This window comes from Paenibacillus sp. FSL H7-0918, assembly GCF_038007025.1.
Lineage (GTDB): Bacteria > Bacillota > Bacilli > Paenibacillales > Paenibacillaceae > Paenibacillus_AQ > Paenibacillus_AQ odorifer.
The window spans coordinates 162,937-181,182 of sequence record NZ_JBBOWJ010000003.1; the positions used below are offsets into that span (position 1 = coordinate 162,937).

The window sequence follows — 18,246 nt, forward strand, 5'->3', positions numbered from 1 at the left end:
AGCATGAAAACATGAATATTGACAAAATTCAAGATGATCTAGAGCAGCTAATGACTGCAGGAATAGTGAAAAGTCATGAGAATTTAAAAGATCACGTGTACACTAAAATGGGCGGCAAAGCTGATATTTTGGCTGCACCAGCTACTTATGATGAAATTCAAAAGATCGTTACATATGCAGAACAAAATGGGATAACCCTTACGGTACTTGGGAATGGCTCCAATGTGATTATCCGTGATGGAGGTGTACGTGGAATCGTTCTGCAAACGGCAGGACTGACCGAAATGGGAATTCGCGACAATCTCTTATATGCGCAATGTGGTGCCAAAATAATTGATGTTTCCAGATATGCGCTTGATAAGGAGCTTACGGGTCTTGAGTTCGCCTGTGGCATTCCAGGAACAGTTGGTGGAGCGCTCTATATGAACGCAGGTGCTTATGGCGGTGAGATCAAAGATGTCCTGCATAGTGCACTAGCTATAAATAAGAACGGGCAATTGGTAACTCTGCAAGGAGATGAGCTGCAATGGGGATACAGAAAAAGTGTATTCGCAAGCGGTGAGTATATTGTACTTGAGGCCAAATTTGCTATGACTTCCGGTGATGTTTTAACGATCAAGGCAAAAATGGATGAACTAACTTATTTACGTGAATCGAAGCAACCGCTTGAGTATCCATCCTGTGGGAGTGTGTTTAAGCGGCCTCCAGGCCGTTTTGCAGGTCAGTTAATTCAAGAGAGCGGCTTACAGGGTACAAGAATCGGCGGTGCTGAGGTATCCAAGAAGCATGCGGGATTTATTGTGAATGCAGATAATGCAACAGCCAGTGATTACATCGGGCTAATCCACCATGTAAGAGCGACTGTGAAGGATAAATTCGGTGTAGAGCTGGAAACTGAAGTGGAGATCATTGGAGAAGAATAAATGATAAGCAAAAAGAGCCCGCAGATCGCTGTGGGCTCTTTTTGCTTATCATAATCATGTTCGTTTAATCTACTGAAAGGATGTAATTAGCTCTGTCCGTAGTTATTTCTGCCTTGCGGTCGGCTAAGTCTACGATTTGAAGACCTTCAACAGCTAAATCATAAGTGGATTGTGGCAGGGATACCAGTTCACCATCGGCGTTAAGTGTGCTGCCGAAACCTCTTAATATCAGTGCACTTCCAAGATATTCATCAATTACGTCGTCTGCACTGCGGAAATCTACGGCCTCTAAATTGAAATGAACTTTATCCAGATCACGAAGTTCTTTCTTTTCAATAGCGATTGTTTCATTCAAATGATTGTTAAGCCAATCCATAAGCTGCTGTATACTTTGTTCCATAAAATGCTCCCACCCTTAGCTCGAAGATTATTATGAATAAGTTACCCCTTTCTTAGGATTTGAATCCTTTTTTTTGCCACATCTTAATTAACCATATGAATAGTTCATGTGATTAAAAAGAAATTCACGAACAAATTGGCATTGTTTTGAACTTCATAAACTCTACATACGCAGATCTATCCGCGGTAAATTGGAGTTATTTGCTGATCTGTATAAGGTAACAGTAAAGAGTAGAACTTGTCAGGAGCAGACTACCCATGGTATAGTTCAAGACGCAATATGCTTTATGCTTTAAGAAGAAGTCTGCGCTAAGTTGTGCAGGAGAGGTTCGCGAACTCCCTCTATAAAAAACTAAGAATATATTAAACAGTACAAGCGGTTGCTGTCCTTTATCCGGATGTTGCTTCCGTTTCTTCTTAGTGGAGCCAAGTTTTCGAAATCTCGTTCTTCTTTCCATTACCGGCCAAGGCCGAAGGAAAAGAGAGGGGTTTTTTGTCGTGTCAGAAGGAAGATTGAAAGAGGAAATGCAAGAAGTTACTTTGCTTGGTAATCAGGGAACACAGTACAAGTTTGGTTATGATCCAGACATTCTGGAGGTGTTTGATAACAAACATCCCGGGCGTGATTATTTTGTTAAATTCAACTGCCCTGAGTTCACTAGCTTGTGTCCTGTAACGGGTCAGCCGGATTTTGCCACGCTGTATATTTCGTATATTCCTGAACAAAAAATGGTGGAGTCCAAATCATTAAAGCTGTATCTGTTTAGCTTCCGCAACCATGGTGATTTTCATGAGGACTGTGTCAACATTATTATGAATGATCTGATCTCTCTGATGGATCCGCGTTACATTGAGGTATGGGGTAAGTTCACTCCGCGCGGAGGCATTTCAATTGATCCTTATTGCAACTATGGAAGACCGGGTACGAAGTATGAGGCGATGGCGGAACACCGCTTAATCAATCACGACCTCTATCCAGAAAAAGTGGACAACCGCTAAATTCCAACTTGTGATAAGGAGAGATTCATATGAACAAAAAAGCACTCGTCGTATTCAGCGGCGGACAAGATAGCACCACTTGCCTGGTTTGGGCATTGCAGCATTATGAGGAAGTGCAGGTAGTTACTTTCAACTATAATCAACGTCATGCGGCTGAAATCGAAGTTGCAACAGAGATAGCAGCTAAGTTTAATGTAAAACAGCATATTCTTGATCTGGGGCTGCTCAATCAGCTGGCACCCAATGCACTTACCCGTCAGGATATAGATATCGTGGCTGGTGAAGGGGATGAGCTTCCAAGTACTTTCGTCGATGGACGGAATTTGTTGTTTTTATCTTTTGCCGCAATATTAGCTAAACAACTGGGGTACTCCCATATCGTCACTGGGGTTTGCCAAACGGACTTTAGCGGTTATCCGGACTGCCGTGATGTTTTTGTGAAATCATTGAATGTTACGCTGAACTTATCTATGGACTATGAGTTTGCGATCCACACTCCCCTAATGTGGCTGGATAAAAAAGAAACGTGGAAAATGGCCGATGAACTGGGGTATTTTGATTATGTTCGCGAACACACACTGACCTGTTACAACGGTATTATTGGCAGTGGCTGCGGTACTTGTCCAGCCTGTCTATTGCGTCAGCGTGGTCTTGAGCAATATGAGGCGGAGAGAATGGAGGCCGGTTCTTAATGCTTAACGAGGTTTCAGTCTGCAAAATATTTACGTTCGATGCGGCACACCAGTTAGTGGGACACAAAGGGAAATGCAGCAACCTGCACGGACATACTTATAAGCTCGAAGTAGTGCTTAAGGGCAAACCTATGGCCGCGGAAGGCCACTCGGATGAAGGTTTCGTCATTGATTTCAGCGATATCAAAATGACAGTACAACAAAGCCTTGTAGATCGTTTAGATCACGCTTTTCTTGCCATGGGAAATGAACCTGTGTTAGAGACGTTAACGAATACGGGCTCCAAAGTAGCCTTATTGTCTTTCCGCACCACAGTAGAGAATATGTCTTCATATATTGCCTACAAGCTTAAGCAAGCAGGGTTGCCTTTGTACTCGGTAAAGCTATGGGAGACTCCAACCTCTTGGGCAGAGGTGCTGGCTGAAGATGTTCCGGATGAAGGGCCATCCTACCGTTTGTATGGAGGCTGTGACTGTGAGTAAGATTCCTGTCATTGAAATGTTCGGTCCAACTATTCAAGGCGAAGGTGCGGTAATTGGAGTGAAGACAATGTTTGTCCGCACCTATGGCTGCGATTATCGTTGCGGCTGGTGTGACTCCGCTTTTACTTGGGATGGTACGGCTAAGAATAAGGTTCGCATGATGGAAGCAGAAGAAATCATAAATGAATTATTGGCATTAGCTGGAGATAATTTCGACTGTGTTACGATTTCAGGCGGTAATCCTGCCTTGATTGGTGAAGGAATGGGTACCTTCATCAAACTGCTTCATGAGCGTGGAATAAAAGCAGCGATAGAAACTCAGGGGAGTAAATGGCAGGATTGGTTCAATGACGTGGATGTGCTGACAATCAGTCCTAAACCCCCAAGCTCAGGAATGACAACGAATTGGGAAATGCTAGATAACATCATGAGTAAGATGGAGAAACTGGGTCGTTCTACGCATAGCTTGAAGGTCGTAGTGTTTGATGATAAGGATTTTGATTATGCGAAAAACGTTCACCAGCGATATCCGAATGTGCAGCTCTTTCTGCAGCCTGGTAATGATGATGTCACGGAAGAGGGCAACATTTCTGCTCGACTTCTGGGAAGGCTGGAGTGGTTGTTTAATAAAGTAATCGTGGATTCGGATATGAACAAGGTTCGTGTACTTCCACAGCTGCATGCATTGATCTGGCATAATAAGCGTGGCAAGTAAAAGATTGATGAAATCGTCCGGGTATCTGCTTACAGATACTCGGTTTTTATTTTTAACATTTGTAACTTCTAGTAGGTAGATAGTCTGTCCCAGTTTCTGGTATGATTTTGAAAAAAGCTCTTGGAGGTTATTCATTTGGAACAATCAACAGCATTATTAATTATCGATGTTCAAGAAGCCATGTTCTCCTATGATCTAAAGCTGTACGATGAAGAGGGTGTGATGGAAAGGATTGTCTCCCTTCAGCAAAAAGCTCGATTAGCAGGTACTCCTATTGTGTATATTCAACATACCGAAGATGAGGAGTACACAAAAGGTACACCCACTTGGCAGATCAGTCACCGCATCACACCGCAGGAAGGCGAAGTTATTGTGGAGAAGCCTACTTGGGATGCTTTTCACCGAACGGAACTGCAAGATGAACTCCAGAAGCTCGGAATCACGAATCTGGTGATCTGTGGGATGCAAAGTGAATTCTGTCTGGATACGACAATAAGACGCGCATACAGCATGGGATATAAAAGTGTACTGGTTTCAGACGCTCATAGCACTTTTGATAATGGGGTTCTGAGTAGTAGGGAGATCGTTAAGCATCATAATGCGATAATTGGAGGTAGATTCGCCCAGTTACGAGCTGAAAGCGAGGTTCAGTTCTAGATGAATACACCCCAGGCTGCCATGAAGCCTATTCAGCGTTCTCGCCTTAGATTGTTTGCTGGCAAACGATATTTTATTTGGAAAAGATATTTGAAATGGTGCACTGGACGAAGCAAAATAGCGAGGCAGCGTACGGATGAAACATTATCTTATGCAGCTATGACTCATGCTACCCCGTTATTAAGAAGTCTTCGGAATGTAGATATGGTGCTTCAATACAATAAAATAACTAACTTACGGCTGGCAATTGCGAAGCTGGATGGACTTGTTGTGCAGCCGGGGGAGACTTTTTCCTACTGGAGAAGTATTGGTAAGCCCACTAAGCGAAAAGGGTATCTGGAGGGTATGGTGCTGCATTATGGTGGTTTTCATTCCGGGGTTGGAGGAGGCTTATGCCAGTTGTCTAATCTGATCTATTGGATGGCACTGCATACGCCACTTACCGTTATGGAACGGCATCGTCACAGTTATGATGTATTTCCAGATGAACAACGTACGCAACCTTTTGGAAGCGGGGCGACCTGTTCTTATAACTATGTGGATCTTCAATTAAAAAATAACACCGCTCAAACGTATCAACTAAAGCTCTGGCTGGACGATAGCCATTTACACGGGGAGTGGAGATGCAATGAGCAGGCGCTTTATGATTATGAAGTATACGAAAGTGATCATAGGATTAGTCTAGAGCCTTGGGGCGGATATATACGCAGTAACAAGATCAGTCGAAAAGTATATACACGTTCTGGAGATCTAATTGGAGATGAAGCTGTAACTGATAATTACGCACTAATGATGTATTCCCCGCTTCTTCATGGATAAGAGGTTAGGGCTTAGGGATATAACATAGAAAGGCATGAAAATTATATCTCTAGACCATCTCCAAAGGAGCGGATTAACAGCATGAAAGCACTAACCTACCAAGGGAAGAAAAAAGTGAAAGTTAAAGAAGTAGCTGATCCGACACTTGAGAAAAAAGATGACATCCTTGTTCGGATTACCACTACGGCGATTTGTGGCTCGGATCTGCACATTTATAACGGGGAAATTCCAGGTATGCATGATGATTATGTTATTGGTCATGAGCCGATGGGGATTGTTGAGGAAGTGGGTCCTGACGTAACTAAAGTCAAAAAAGGTGACCGAGTCATCATCCCCTTTAATGTCGCCTGTGGGCAATGTTTTTTCTGCCAGCATGAGATGGAGAGCCAATGCGACAATGCTAATGACGCCAAGGACACAGGCGGTTATCTTGGTTATTCCGATACTTATGGCGGTTTTGCAGGCGGACAAGCTGAATTGCTGCGGGTACCTTATGGTAATTTTGGCCCTTTTGTCGTTCCGGAGGATGCAGAAATGGAAGATGAGCGGCTTCTTTTCTTATCGGATATCGTTCCTACTGCTTGGTGGGGAGTAGAAAGCGCGGGAGTGAAGCCGGGAGATACAGTCATTGTTCTCGGCTGCGGGCCCGTTGGACTGCTAACTCAAAAGTTTGCTTGGATCAAAGGTGCCTCTAGAGTCATTGCTGTTGACCATATCGGCTACCGATTGCAACATGCGAAGCTGACCAATAATGTTGAAGTTTATAATTTCGAAGAGATCAAGGACATTGGGGCTCATTTGAAGGAGATCACTCGTGGGGGCGCAGATGTGGTTATTGACTGTGTGGGTCTAGATGCCAAAATATCTGCCTTGGAGAAAGTGGAAACGGTTCTGAAGCTGCAAGGAGGCTCGCTCAGTGCATTCAGAATGGCCGCAGATATCGTACGTAAATTCGGAACCATCCAGCTTGTAGGAGTCTATGGACTTAATTACAATATGTTCCCTTTGGGTCATCTATTTGAACGCAACATTACTTTAAAAATGGGACAAGCGCCGGTGATTCACTATATGCCGTTGCTGTATAAGATGATTAAAGAAAATAAATTTGATCCTACAGATATCATTACGCATCGCCTGCCAATTAGTAAAGCGGAGCATGGCTATGACGTTTTTAGTGAGAAAAAAGAGGATTGCATCAAGGTTGTTCTGAAGCCGTAGCCTTTTAAGAAGCATGAGCTTTCGTCAGAAATGACATTGCTTGTGCTTTTTTTAGTGAAATCTTATGAAAATAGATGCATTTTTTCACGGTCTGCGTTAAATTAACATAAGTGACTTAAGATATTGAAAGGACGCGTAACATGTGAAACTTAAAAAACCGCCACTTCCGATTCCACTATTAATGTTGATAGGGATTGTGGCCATCTCTTTTTCCGCCATTTTTATTAAATGGTCTGATGCACCTGCATCTATACAAGGCATGTACAGATTATTATTTACCTCACTGCTGATGCTGCCTTTTGCAAGACCCTATAGTGGAGCTGCTTTTGCTCTTCGTAAAAAAGACTGGCTAATGCTCATCCTCTCAGGCGCAATGCTTGCGCTGCACTTTTTGCTATGGATGGGATCATTAAAGTATACTTCGGTAGCTAGTTCAACAATGATCATGGCGCTGGAGCCTGTATTCATTATGCTGGGTGTTTATTTTTTGTATAAGGAAAAGACAGCTCTGTCCGCTATTCTAGGGCTTGGCATTGCGATTGGCGGTGTCGTGTTTATCGGCTGGGGTGATATTGGAATCTCTGCAGATAATCTAAAAGGTGATCTATTATCGGTCGGAGGCACTGTCGCGGTAGCTGTACATATGCTGATCGGTCAAAAGCTTGTGGTGCGCATGCCCTCTTATTTATATAGCTTGATTGTCTTCTTATCAGCCGCTGGCGTGTTTGCCGTATACAATCTGTTCATGGGGATTTCCTTTTTTAATTATCCGGCCAAGGAATGGGGAATCTTTGTATTGTTAGCAGTGGTGCCAACGGTGTTTGGCCATATTTTGTTTAATTGGTTACTACAATATGTATCCGCGACTACGGTTTCAATGAACATTTTAGGAGAACCAGTGGGTGCCAGTATCTTAGCGTATTTACTCTTGGGTGAGCAGCTAACAACCTTACAATGGGCAGGTGGGCTGCTCGTTATGATTGGCCTCGCAGTATATTTGTACGCGGGAAGAAGGAAAACTATCCGGATGGCTGATGCCATTCAGAATGCTTCATAACAGATATTTTACACATAAAGGGGTAGCAATGGATGGAAGAGCAGAATCAATATTCAAATAATCAGGCAGAAAAAAACGCTGTGCCAACAAGCGAAGAGCTTTGGAACGAAGATACTTATACCGCTTGGGTAACTCGGTTTGGTACACCGTCAGAAGCAGCTGCAAAATTAATAAAGGAACCAAGTGCAAAGCTTCACCCGCTCCTTTCTTTTTTTGGAGAGGTGAAGGGGAAGAAAATGATGAATTTAATGGGCTCAAACGGGATGAAGGCCGTGGCACTCTCATTACTAGGTGCGGAAGTAACGGTTGCTGACTTCTCGGAAGCCAATGCGCGATATGCCGCTGATCTTGCCCAAGAAGCAGGGGTACCACTAACCTATATCGTCTCAGATATTCTTAAGCTGCCAGAAGACGTCCTTGATGGTTCATATGACATCGTCTTTGCAGAGTTAGGCATTGTTCATTACTTTACCAACCTTACACTATTCATGGAAACAGCTCGCCGATTGCTATCTCCTGGAGGCGTATTTGTACTCCGCGATTTTCATCCGGTAACGACCAAGCTTATTTCCTCGAAGGGATCTACTGCGAAGGTACGCAAACACAAAGTAAACGGAGATTATTTTGACTCATCATTGGAAGAGAAGAAGGTATCCTATTCCAAGTATTTGCCTTCCACAGGTAAACCAGCAGGTGAACAAGAGCATAGTGTTGTGTATTGGCGCCGCTGGACACTCGGAGAAATTGTAACCGCAGCAGCTAATAGCGGACTAGTGATCCGCCAATTAGTAGAAGAACCTAATCTATCTTCCGACGTGTATGATAAGGGAATTCCTAAGACCTTCACATTGGTGGCTGGAAATGGCGCAAGCCTTTAGGAGGGTTCGCTGACATGTGATTTTTAGGGTATAACATTTGTGCTGAACTGAGGTGCTCTCGGTTCAGCTTTTTTTGTATGTAAAACATAAAATTTTAAACTTTTTTACGGAGATTATTCCATTACAATGGCAACTTATAGGGAATACAATGATTTTACATTCCGGATTGAAAGCGATTACTTTAAGGGTTAAGGCATTCTCAAAGAATTTGAGGTGGATATCAAAATGAACGAAGTGTTGCTTCGTATGGAGGGAATCAACAAGTTTTTCCCGGGTGTTCATGCTTTGAATGAATGTCAATTTGAGCTGAAGCGTGGGGAAGTTCATGCGTTAGTAGGAGAAAATGGCGCTGGCAAGTCTACCCTTATGAAGATTGCGACAGGTGTCTATTCCAAGGATGCTGGTCAAATGTGGTACAAGGGAAATGAAGTGGAGATTGTTAATACCCGTGAAGCACAGGAGCTTGGAATTAGTATCATCCATCAGGAATTGAATTTAATGCCTCATCTTACGGTCGCCCAGAACATTTACATTGGACGAGAGCCGCGAAAAGGTCTGAAATGGTTCGTTGATGATGTGGAGATGAACCGAAAAGTTCAGGTACTGTTTGATCAAATGAATCTGAAGCTGGATCCCAGAGTTTTGGTATCAGACCTGACCGTTGCTAATCAGCAAATGGTTGAAATCGCTAAAGCCTTGTCTTTCCAAGCCGAGGTATTGATCATGGATGAACCAACCGCCGCGTTAACAGATACAGAAATTAACGAGTTATTTCGAATGATTGAGCAGCTACGAGATAAAGGTGTGGGAATTATTTATATCTCTCACCGCATGGATGAATTGAAGCGAATTACAGACCGCATTACAGTTATGCGTGATGGTTGTTATGTAGATACCGTTCGTACCGATTCAATAACGATTGATCAGATCATCAGCATGATGGTTGGACGTGAATTATATCAAACGTCGAAACCAACGATTGCGAAACAGACTCAGCAAGTTGTCTTAGAAGTTCGGAAGCTTTCTAGAGGGCATGCGTTCAAGGATATTAGCTTTCATCTGTATAAAGGTGAGATTTTGGGCTTCGCTGGTTTAATGGGAGCTGGACGTACCGAGGTTGTTCGTGCCGTATTTGGTGCCGATCCCATCGATGAGGGTGAAATTATGCTCCATGGGAAATCGGTTCGGATACGTCAGCCACATCAAGCGGTACAGCATGGTATTGGGTATTTGTCCGAAGACCGCAAACGTTTCGGATTGCTTGTGGATATGGATATCAGCATGAATAATGCGATTGCCTCCTTTTATAAATTCAGTAATTCATTTGGCTGGATGAAGGAGCGGGAGATGCGAAGCTCAGCGGAGCAGCATGTTGAAGCGCTAGCCACCAAAACTCCAAGTGTAGGTCAAAAGGTTAAGTTTCTGTCCGGAGGTAATCAACAGAAAGTGGTCATCGGCAAGTGGTTGACTAGAGACTGTGATGTACTCATCTTCGATGAGCCCACACGAGGTATTGATGTAGGCGCGAAAAGTGAAATTTATAAGCTGCTGGATCAGCTTGCGAGCGAAGGGAAGGCGATCATTATCATTTCTTCAGATCTTCCTGAGATTCTAAGAATGAGCCACCGGATTATCATTATGTGTGAAGGGCGTATAACAGGAGAACTCCCCGCAGAAGAAGCATCGCAGGAGGCGATTATGAAATATGCGACGAAACGTTCATAACTGTTCAAGAGTTAACCGGAGGTGTCAGGACTATGAAGATCGCGGATAAAGAGATTAGTCAGCCAGCGGGTATGAAGCAAACGGGAGGGCAATCCGGATTCAAACAAAAATTATTGGCATTTGCCAGTCTGATCATATTGGTCATCGTATTTTCTTTATCCTCCAGCAACTTTTTTCAATTCTCAAATCTTGTCGGAATTCTAGTTTCTACAGCTGTAATCGGAGTATTAGCGCTTGGAGCTACCTTTGTTATTATTACGGGCGGCATCGACCTTGCTCTCGGTACTGTAATGACATTCTCATCTGTTATGGTTGGAGTCATTATTACCTTCTGGGGTCTGCCCGTCCCGTTAGGCATTGTAGGTGGGATTCTGGCTGGAGCACTGTGCGGCTTTATCAGCGGTTTGATGGTGGCGAAGATGAACATTCCACCCTTCATCGCCACTCTGGCGATTATGATGGTGACCAAAGGCTTGTCGCTTGTCATCACCGGAGCCAAACCTATTTATTTCAACGATGATCCGATCTTCGCCAAGATCGCCATGGGTAAAATGATCCCTGGTATACCCAACACCATCGTTATCTTCTTATTACTCGGTATGATCGCAAGCATAATCTTGTCTAAGACGATTATTGGGCGTTACAACTTCGCGCTTGGCAGTAATGAAGAAGCTACTCGCTTATCAGGTGTGAACACAGTCAAATGGAAGATTATTATCTATTCCATTACAGGGATTTTTAGTGGAATCGCAGGTATTCTGATGGCATCACGTTTGAATTCAGCTCAGCCATCACTGGGCACTGGCTATGAACTAGAGGCTATTGCGGCAGTGGTCATTGGCGGAACTTCCTTAAGTGGAGGTGTAGGTTCTATTCTAGGCACGATTATTGGCGCACTGATTATGAGTGTGCTGACGAATGGCTTGCAGATTATGTCCGTGGCTCAGGAATGGCGGACGGTCATTGTCGGTGTTGTAATCATTATTGCGGTTTACGCTGATATTCTACGCCGCCGTAAGCAATAAACTTGGTATGATCTCCATCCGGAGTGATATACAAAGCAAATGACGAGGGGGAAGATTCAAATGAAACTGCGTCGTAGAGGGTTTATCATGCTTGCCTGTCTATTATTAGTCACTACATTGCTGAGTGCATGTAACAACAATGATAGTAACAAGAGTGCATCCGGTTCAGACAAACCATACATTCCAGTCATATCAAAAGGGTTCCAGCATCAATTCTGGCAAGCGGTGAAGCAAGGAGCGGAGAAAGCTGCTAAGGAATTTGATGTTGAGATTACCTTCGAAGGTCCAGAAAATGAGAGTCAGGTGGATAAACAAATTGAGATGCTGCAAACCGCTCTCGACAAGAAGCCAGCTGCAATTGCGCTTGCTGCACTGGACAGCAAAGCTGCGATTCCTTATCTAGAAAAGGCAAAGGAAAATAAGATTCCGGTCATCGGCTTTGACTCTGGTGTAGACAGTGATATCCCTGTAGCAACAGCAGCGACTAACAATAAAGCAGCAGCTGCTTTGGCCGCAGATAAAATGGCTGAACTGATTGGCAAGAAAGGTAAAGTGGGCCTTGTCATACATGACCAAACGAGCAGCACGGGGCAACAGCGTCGCGATGGCTTCTTGGAACAAATGAAAGCAAAATATCCGGATATTCAAGTGTTAGAGCCGCAATATGGAGGTGGAGATCAGTTAAAGTCCACAGACCTTGCGAAAGCGATGATGCAGGCAAATCCGGATCTGAAAGGAATCTATGGCTCTAATGAAGGCTCTGCTGTAGGTGTGGCTAATGCAGTTAATGAATTGCAAATGAATGGTAAGATCGTAGTCGTCGGCTTTGATTCTGGCAAGCAGTTGATGGATGCTATCCGCAGTGGTGTTGTGGCTGGTGCTGTTACACAAGACCCCATTGGTATTGGCTATCAAGCTGTGAAGGCAGCTGTGCAAGCGATTAAAGGGGAAGCGGTTGAAAAGAACATCGACACGGGGTTCCACTGGTATGATAAAAACAATATGGATTCCGATGAGATCAAACCTCTACTATACGAATAGAGTTTAATGATAGAGGTTGCCTCCCGCAGGCGGCCTCTATTATGCTTATGCTGATAAGTTCAAAGTTGTGGAGGTGTTGGATGTATAAGATAATTCTGGTTGATGATGAAGATGAGGTTCGTGAAGGGATCAAACAAAAGATCTCATGGAGTAAATATGGGTTTGAGCTGGTTGGTGATTTTGATAATGGCAGAGATGCACTGGAAGCAATCGAGCAGCATCGTCCTGACGTAATTATTACTGATATTTGTATGCCTTTTATGGATGGACTGGGATTGGCCAGAGCTGTGATGGATAGGTACCGGGATATGAAGGTCATTATCGTCACTGGATATGAAGACTTCGAATATGCGAAGCAGGCCATAACACTGAAGGTGACTGAGTACTTATTAAAACCGATTAATGCACGTGAGTTTGCTGAATTTCTAAGTAAGATGAAGCAGGATTTAGATGAAGAGCATCTACAAAAAGCGAATTTAGTTAAGCTTCGTATGCAACTTAATCAGAGTCTTCCATTGCTGCGGGAACGATTCTTGGAGCAGCTGGTAACTACTCGAATGAAAAGCGAAGAAATCGAGAATAAATTGAGTTATTTTCATATTCCGTTGCAGGGTCAAGTGTACCTTGCGCTCGTTATAGATATAGAATTGGAGAAACGAAGCCAGGACCTAGCTTTTGATGCAGAGCTACTGCGTTTCGGTGCCTTTAACATTGTTCAAGAGCAGCTGGAGAAAGAGCAAGAGGGAGTGGTATTCCAGACGAGAGATGGAAAAATCGCTGCGATATTATCCGGCAATTTAGAGACGGTAGAAGTAGCAACGCAGCATCTTGCAGAGCAAGTCCAGGGTAGCTTAAATAAATATTTGAAGCTGTCATCCACCATAGGCATCGGTAGAAAATATAATACTTTGCAACAAATTCCACAATCCTTCCAAGAAGCGATCTCCTCCATAGAATATCGTTACCTTTTAGGCATAGATAAAGTTATCTCCATACAGGATCTTGAGTTTGGGAAGGGATTGGATCAGGCGCATTTCACCTCATGGGAAAAGCAATTTATATCCGCTTTAAAGACAGGTAAAGCTTCTGCTGTATCGGAAATTCTGTTGAAGTGGTTTCAGGAGCTTAAAAGTAATACCTCCTCTATAGAAGGCTGCCGTAGCAGCATCTATCAGCTGCTGGTTTCTTTGATGAACTATGTGGTCGACATCGGCTTCCCAAATACAGTAGTTGTTTCGCATAATATGTTTGCAGAGGTTGCTACGCTTAAGACGTTAGATGAAGCAAGGCATTATCTGGAGAGGACTTGCCATGCGCTGATACTTAAACTATCGGAACAGAGAACAACGGTTCGGACTTCTCAGATGCAAGCCGCAGAAGCTTATATTCGCGAGAATTATTGTAATGACAGCTTTTCACTCAATGAGCTGTGCAGCCATATTTTTATGAGCATCAGTTATTTCAGTGCAACTTTTAAACAGCATACCGGTGAAACATTTATAGAGTATCTGACTCGACTCCGTTTGGAAAAAGCAAAAGAACTCCTTACGGTCACACAGTTGAAGACATATGATATCGCTGCCAGAGTTGGTTATGCTGATCCACAGTATTTTAGTGTTATTTTCAAACGTAATGTAGGAAGCACACCGAAGGAATATCGACACCGGCAGAAGGAGAATCTCTCTCTATGAGATCACAGCGCTTTTTCCGCAGCCGAAGTATTCATACTAATATTGCTATCTCCTTTTCACTTCTTATCCTCTGCACAACTATTGTCCTGAGTTATACTTCCTATCGCCTGTCCTCAGCCGCGGTCAAGGGCAATTCTGTAGCCTATACTTCACAATTAATAGAACAAGTAAAACTAAATATCGAGAATTACATTGGTAATATGGAAAGCATAGCTGCTCTGGTGTTAACTAGCAGTGATCTAGAGAAATATATAAAAGGCTCGAAATTAGATGAAGAAGAGGCGCTTAAGAATAAACTGCTTGCCAGTCATTATTTCCGGTCAGTCGTTCAGTCCCGCTCGGATATTTCCTCTATATTATATGCAGGCTCAGATGGCATGACCGTTTCGGATCGACAGCATGCTGTTTTGAAACCGCTTCCTGAACTAATAGCTCAAGATTGGTATCAAAAAGCTATGAATCAACTTGACGTTGCAGTTTCTTCCTCTCATGTGCAGCACATCTTTCAAGATGAATATCGGTGGGTAGTGTCGATCAGCCGAAAACTCTCGAATGCGATTGCTATGACGGAAGCGGATCAACAAGGTGTACTGCTCGTAGATCTCAATTACAGTGTAATTAATAATCTATGTAAACAAATCGAACTGGGAAAACGAGGTTATGTTTTTATCGTCGATCCCGCAGGTAGCCTTGTCTATCATCCACAACAGCAGTTGATCTACTCCCAGCTCAAGTTCGAACAATTGGAGACGGTCCTTGGGATCAAGAGTGGATCTGTTACGGTTAACACGGGGAATGATCAAAAACTGTACACTGTGGACACTACCAGCTTTGGCTGGAAAATAGTTGGAGTCACTTATCCGGATGATTTGGTCGCGAACAAGCAACGTATGCAAGGAACCGCCGCCTTATGGGGAGCAATTAGTTTGATTTTTGCTATGGCTATATCGATATTTCTCTCTTACGCACTGACCAAACCGCTGAAGAATTTGGAGCTGAATATGAAAAAAGCGGAACGTGGAGAGTTCGACATACGCGTGGAGATTGAGAGCACGAATGAAATCGGCAAGCTTGCTCGTACGTTTAATCTTATGATTATGAAGATTAAAGAGTTAATGGGACAGATCGTTCTGGAGCAAGAGATGAAACGTGTGAGTGAACTGAAGGCACTGCAAGCGCAGATTAAACCTCACTTTTTGTACAATACACTTGATTCGATTATTTGGATGGCAGAGACAGGAAAGATGGAGGAAGTGGTGGAGATGACTTCATCTCTATCTAAGCTGCTTCGTTCAACAATTGGTGAGGGTGAGGAATTGATTCCGCTGGCCAAAGAATTAGAGCATATTCGGCACTATTTAACGATTCAGAACATGCGTTATCGTAATAAATTCACTTATTCAATAGAGGTACAAGAAGATATCCTAACCTGCAGCATTTTAAAAATGGTACTTCAGCCTTTGGTTGAAAATGCGATCTATCACGGCATAAAACATAATCCTGAGCAAGGGCACATTCTGATCCGAGCAAGACAAGAACAGAACGATATTATCGTACAGGTCATTGATGACGGTATTGGGATGGATGAAGAGCAAATGGGTAAGGTACTGCTGCAAAAATCAGATTTCAAGACTGGCAGCGGTGTAGGTGTCGCGAATGTGAACCATCGTATCCAGCTGTATTTCGGTGTGAAATACGGTTTGTCTTTTGCAAGCGAGATGGAGGAAGGAACGACGGCCACTTTACGAATACCTGTGATTTATGAGGAGGAGAGTCAATGAGCGCTTTACGGTCAAAAATTGGCCTGTATACTCTGCTACTGCTCTTCATTGTTACTTTGGGTTCATTAGCCTATCGTATGTTTACAAATGAGCTTGACGCAAAGGTTAGGACCATTATTTATGTGCCCAAGACTATCGATAGCAGTATTGAATTCTGGGAAGTGATGAAACAAGGTGTGGCAACAGCGGCTAAGGAGTTCGACGCAGAGGTTCGCACGGTTGGAACGGATACAGAGCTTGATGTAGATCAACAGATAGAACTGCTGGAGCAAGCAATTAAGGAGAAGCCTGACGCCATTATTTTATCTGCTACAGATTATTATCGCCTCATTCCAATCGCGGAAAAGATCAAATCAGCTGGCATTACACTTATTACTGTAGATTCGGGCTTGAGCGGTGGTGTATCAGAGAGTTTTATTGCTACAGATAATTATGAAGCAGGACGTAAGGCAGGGCAGGAGTTAAGAAAATATATCGATCCAGAGGATAAAGTCGCTATCGTTAACTTTGTACAAGGCTCTGCCACCGCAATAGAGAGGGAAAGAGGGGCTCGTGATGCCCTTTTAGAGAATGGAGTTCATGATGTGCAGCCTACATTATACAGTGATGGTTCCGTGCGAAAAGCGTACCAGTTAACTGTTGATTTACTAAAGGACGAGCCAAATCTAAAGGGGATGATAGGTCTTAATGAACCTTCTACACTAGGTGCTGGGCAGGCGATTATGGATATGGGATTTCAGGACAAAGTGAAATTATTTGGGTTCGACAATTCTAGCAATGAGGTGAAGCTCCTCGAAAAAGGGATCTTGCTTGGCACGGTAATGCAGAAGCCTTTTAATATGGGGTACTTAGCTGTGAAGACGGCGATTGAAGCTGTTGAGGGTGAGAAAGTGGAACGGATAATAGATACAGGCTCCGTGATCATCACGAAGGAGAATATGTATTTAAGTGAAAATGAGAAATTAATGTTTCCTTTTATAGAATAAATGAACAAGGAAGCTTCTAAAACCGTTTGCGGCTTTAGAAGCTTCCTTGTTTTTTAAAGATCAAGAGTCGTTACTATATCAACAAAGGATTGCTGCAACGGTGTTAAAATATGATCTTTACGCCAGCCGAGCACAAACCCGCCGCTTTCAGGCAGAATCCCTGGCAGGTTGGCATAGCTAAGCTTGCCTAGCTCAATCTCAGCTTTAACCGCCGCTTTAGAACATATACCAACACAATCACTCCCGCTAACTAACTGCTTAATCACTTCTGGAGAATTCAACTCGGATCGGTTCCATAAACGGATTTGATTGAATTGTGCCCATTGATCGGCATACCCTCGTAAACAAGATCCTTGCTCATGCTGAATCCACGGCTCATTGGCAATTAGTTCAGGTGTTAATTTCTCTAGGCCTTCAAATGGATGACCAGTTGCAAAAATTAGGACAGGTTCATCACGGACAATAAGCTGAAAATCAAAAGATTCGTCCTGCCAATCCGCAGTATGTAAAATGGCCATCTGAATATCCCGACTACGGAGACGCTCACGTAACAAAGCATCGCTTTGAACAGTCAAAGAGTTGTTAATCCCCGGATAGAGTTTCATGAATTGGATTAACACATTAGGTAAAATATAAGTTGCAGGAATAAAACTGGCTTCCAGCTCTAATATTCCTTTTGAGGGGGAAGAAAATTGTTTAACTGTGCGCTCAGCTTCTGCTGTGAGAGAGACGATTTTGAGGGCGTATTGATAAAGGGCCCGTCCAGCATCCGTAAGCAGCACTCTTCCGCTTCGGTAAAGAAATAGAGGGGTTCCGAGCTCAGCCTCCAGATTCTTCATATGAAAAGATACAGTAGGTTGTTTAAGGCCTAATTCTGCGGCTACATCGGTTACTTTTTTATATTTTTCAATTAGAACTACGATGTTCAATTTCATAATATTCATGACTTTCCTCCACATAATGCTAAGTTGGATTATAAATTATATCTCCATTATAGATTATATCTATACAGATATACACTTTATATTGGTATTTTTTTCGTTCGCTTTACAAAGATAAGAAGTTTCTCTAACGAACGAGCTCTAGAATAAGAAGAGTCAGAGGGGCCAAGAAGTCCCGGACAACATATAACATATGCGTTTGATGAACTTTTACAGT

18 protein-coding genes and 1 riboswitch are annotated in these 18,246 nt (G+C 43.2%); of the genes, 16 read left to right on the top strand and 2 right to left on the bottom strand.

Annotated features, from left to right (window positions below):
- Positions 1 to 11: 11 nt before the first annotated feature.
- Positions 12 to 923, top strand: a complete 912-nt coding sequence (gene murB, locus MHI15_RS20650; protein WP_076106777.1) for a UDP-N-acetylmuramate dehydrogenase — start codon at positions 12 to 14, stop codon at positions 921 to 923.
- A gap of 64 nt (positions 924 to 987) precedes the next feature.
- Here murB and MHI15_RS20655 read toward each other — a convergent pair whose 3' ends face one another.
- Complete coding sequence (locus MHI15_RS20655) at positions 988 to 1,323, bottom strand: hypothetical protein (RefSeq protein ID WP_339187206.1); 336 nt, start codon at positions 1,321 to 1,323, stop codon at positions 988 to 990.
- Positions 1,324 to 1,640: 317 nt separating this feature from the next.
- A riboswitch (PreQ1 riboswitch) is annotated at positions 1,641 to 1,684 on the top strand.
- Between the two features lie 163 nt (positions 1,685 to 1,847).
- Here MHI15_RS20655 and queF point away from each other — a divergent pair.
- The 15 genes from queF to MHI15_RS20730 all read left to right on the top strand — a co-directional run bounded on the left by queF (position 1,848) and on the right by MHI15_RS20730 (position 17,088).
- Positions 1,848 to 2,321, top strand: a complete 474-nt coding sequence (gene queF / locus MHI15_RS20660; RefSeq protein WP_036687775.1) for a preQ(1) synthase — start codon at positions 1,848 to 1,850, stop codon at positions 2,319 to 2,321.
- A gap of 23 nt (positions 2,322 to 2,344) precedes the next feature.
- Positions 2,345 to 3,013: a 7-cyano-7-deazaguanine synthase QueC gene (queC, locus tag MHI15_RS20665; protein ID WP_341164994.1), complete on the top strand. Its 669-nt coding sequence runs from the start codon at positions 2,345 to 2,347 to the stop codon at positions 3,011 to 3,013.
- Positions 3,013 to 3,495 (top strand): 6-pyruvoyl trahydropterin synthase family protein, encoded by a 483-nt coding sequence (locus MHI15_RS20670; protein ID WP_036687544.1) that lies wholly within the window; start codon positions 3,013 to 3,015, stop codon positions 3,493 to 3,495. The genes queC and MHI15_RS20670 overlap by 1 nt, the downstream gene beginning before the upstream one ends.
- Positions 3,488 to 4,210, top strand: a complete 723-nt coding sequence (queE, locus tag MHI15_RS20675; RefSeq protein WP_076279356.1) for a 7-carboxy-7-deazaguanine synthase QueE — start codon at positions 3,488 to 3,490, stop codon at positions 4,208 to 4,210. The genes MHI15_RS20670 and queE overlap by 8 nt, the downstream gene beginning before the upstream one ends.
- Before the next feature lie 135 nt (positions 4,211 to 4,345).
- Positions 4,346 to 4,867: a cysteine hydrolase family protein gene (locus tag MHI15_RS20680; RefSeq protein ID WP_076138736.1), complete on the top strand. Its 522-nt coding sequence runs from the start codon at positions 4,346 to 4,348 to the stop codon at positions 4,865 to 4,867.
- Complete coding sequence (locus tag MHI15_RS20685) at positions 4,868 to 5,686, top strand: VanW family protein (RefSeq protein WP_341164777.1); 819 nt, start codon at positions 4,868 to 4,870, stop codon at positions 5,684 to 5,686. It begins immediately after the preceding gene.
- 81 nt (positions 5,687 to 5,767) lie between these two features.
- Positions 5,768 to 6,904: a zinc-dependent alcohol dehydrogenase gene (locus MHI15_RS20690; RefSeq protein ID WP_341164778.1), complete on the top strand. Its 1,137-nt coding sequence runs from the start codon at positions 5,768 to 5,770 to the stop codon at positions 6,902 to 6,904.
- 142 nt (positions 6,905 to 7,046) lie between these two features.
- Positions 7,047 to 7,961, top strand: coding sequence for a DMT family transporter (locus MHI15_RS20695; protein ID WP_175618917.1), 915 nt, complete (start codon positions 7,047 to 7,049; stop codon positions 7,959 to 7,961).
- 32 nt (positions 7,962 to 7,993) lie between these two features.
- On the top strand, positions 7,994 to 8,839 hold the full coding sequence (locus tag MHI15_RS20700; RefSeq protein ID WP_076126683.1) for a class I SAM-dependent methyltransferase: 846 nt from the start codon (positions 7,994 to 7,996) through the stop codon (positions 8,837 to 8,839).
- A 225-nt stretch (positions 8,840 to 9,064) separates the two neighbouring features.
- On the top strand, positions 9,065 to 10,564 hold the full coding sequence (locus MHI15_RS20705; protein ID WP_341164779.1) for a sugar ABC transporter ATP-binding protein: 1,500 nt from the start codon (positions 9,065 to 9,067) through the stop codon (positions 10,562 to 10,564).
- A 32-nt stretch (positions 10,565 to 10,596) separates the two neighbouring features.
- Positions 10,597 to 11,589 carry an ABC transporter permease gene (locus tag MHI15_RS20710; protein ID WP_051491519.1) on the top strand — a complete coding sequence of 331 codons (993 nt, stop codon included), beginning with the start codon at positions 10,597 to 10,599 and terminating at the stop codon, positions 11,587 to 11,589.
- 60 nt (positions 11,590 to 11,649) lie between these two features.
- Positions 11,650 to 12,630, top strand: a complete 981-nt coding sequence (locus tag MHI15_RS20715; protein WP_076277598.1) for an ABC transporter substrate-binding protein — start codon at positions 11,650 to 11,652, stop codon at positions 12,628 to 12,630.
- 80 nt (positions 12,631 to 12,710) lie between these two features.
- Positions 12,711 to 14,321, top strand: coding sequence for a response regulator (locus MHI15_RS20720; RefSeq protein ID WP_076281748.1), 1,611 nt, complete (start codon positions 12,711 to 12,713; stop codon positions 14,319 to 14,321).
- Positions 14,318 to 16,102 carry a cache domain-containing sensor histidine kinase gene (locus tag MHI15_RS20725; RefSeq protein ID WP_341164780.1) on the top strand — a complete coding sequence of 595 codons (1,785 nt, stop codon included), beginning with the start codon at positions 14,318 to 14,320 and terminating at the stop codon, positions 16,100 to 16,102. The genes MHI15_RS20720 and MHI15_RS20725 overlap by 4 nt, the downstream gene beginning before the upstream one ends.
- Complete coding sequence (locus MHI15_RS20730; protein WP_341164781.1) at positions 16,099 to 17,088, top strand: substrate-binding domain-containing protein; 990 nt, start codon at positions 16,099 to 16,101, stop codon at positions 17,086 to 17,088. Before MHI15_RS20725 ends, MHI15_RS20730 begins: the two co-directional genes overlap by 4 nt.
- A 53-nt stretch (positions 17,089 to 17,141) precedes the next feature.
- Here MHI15_RS20730 and MHI15_RS20735 read toward each other — a convergent pair whose 3' ends face one another.
- Complete coding sequence (locus MHI15_RS20735; RefSeq protein WP_076306014.1) at positions 17,142 to 18,032, bottom strand: LysR family transcriptional regulator; 891 nt, start codon at positions 18,030 to 18,032, stop codon at positions 17,142 to 17,144.
- Between the last annotated feature and the right edge of the window lie 214 nt (positions 18,033 to 18,246).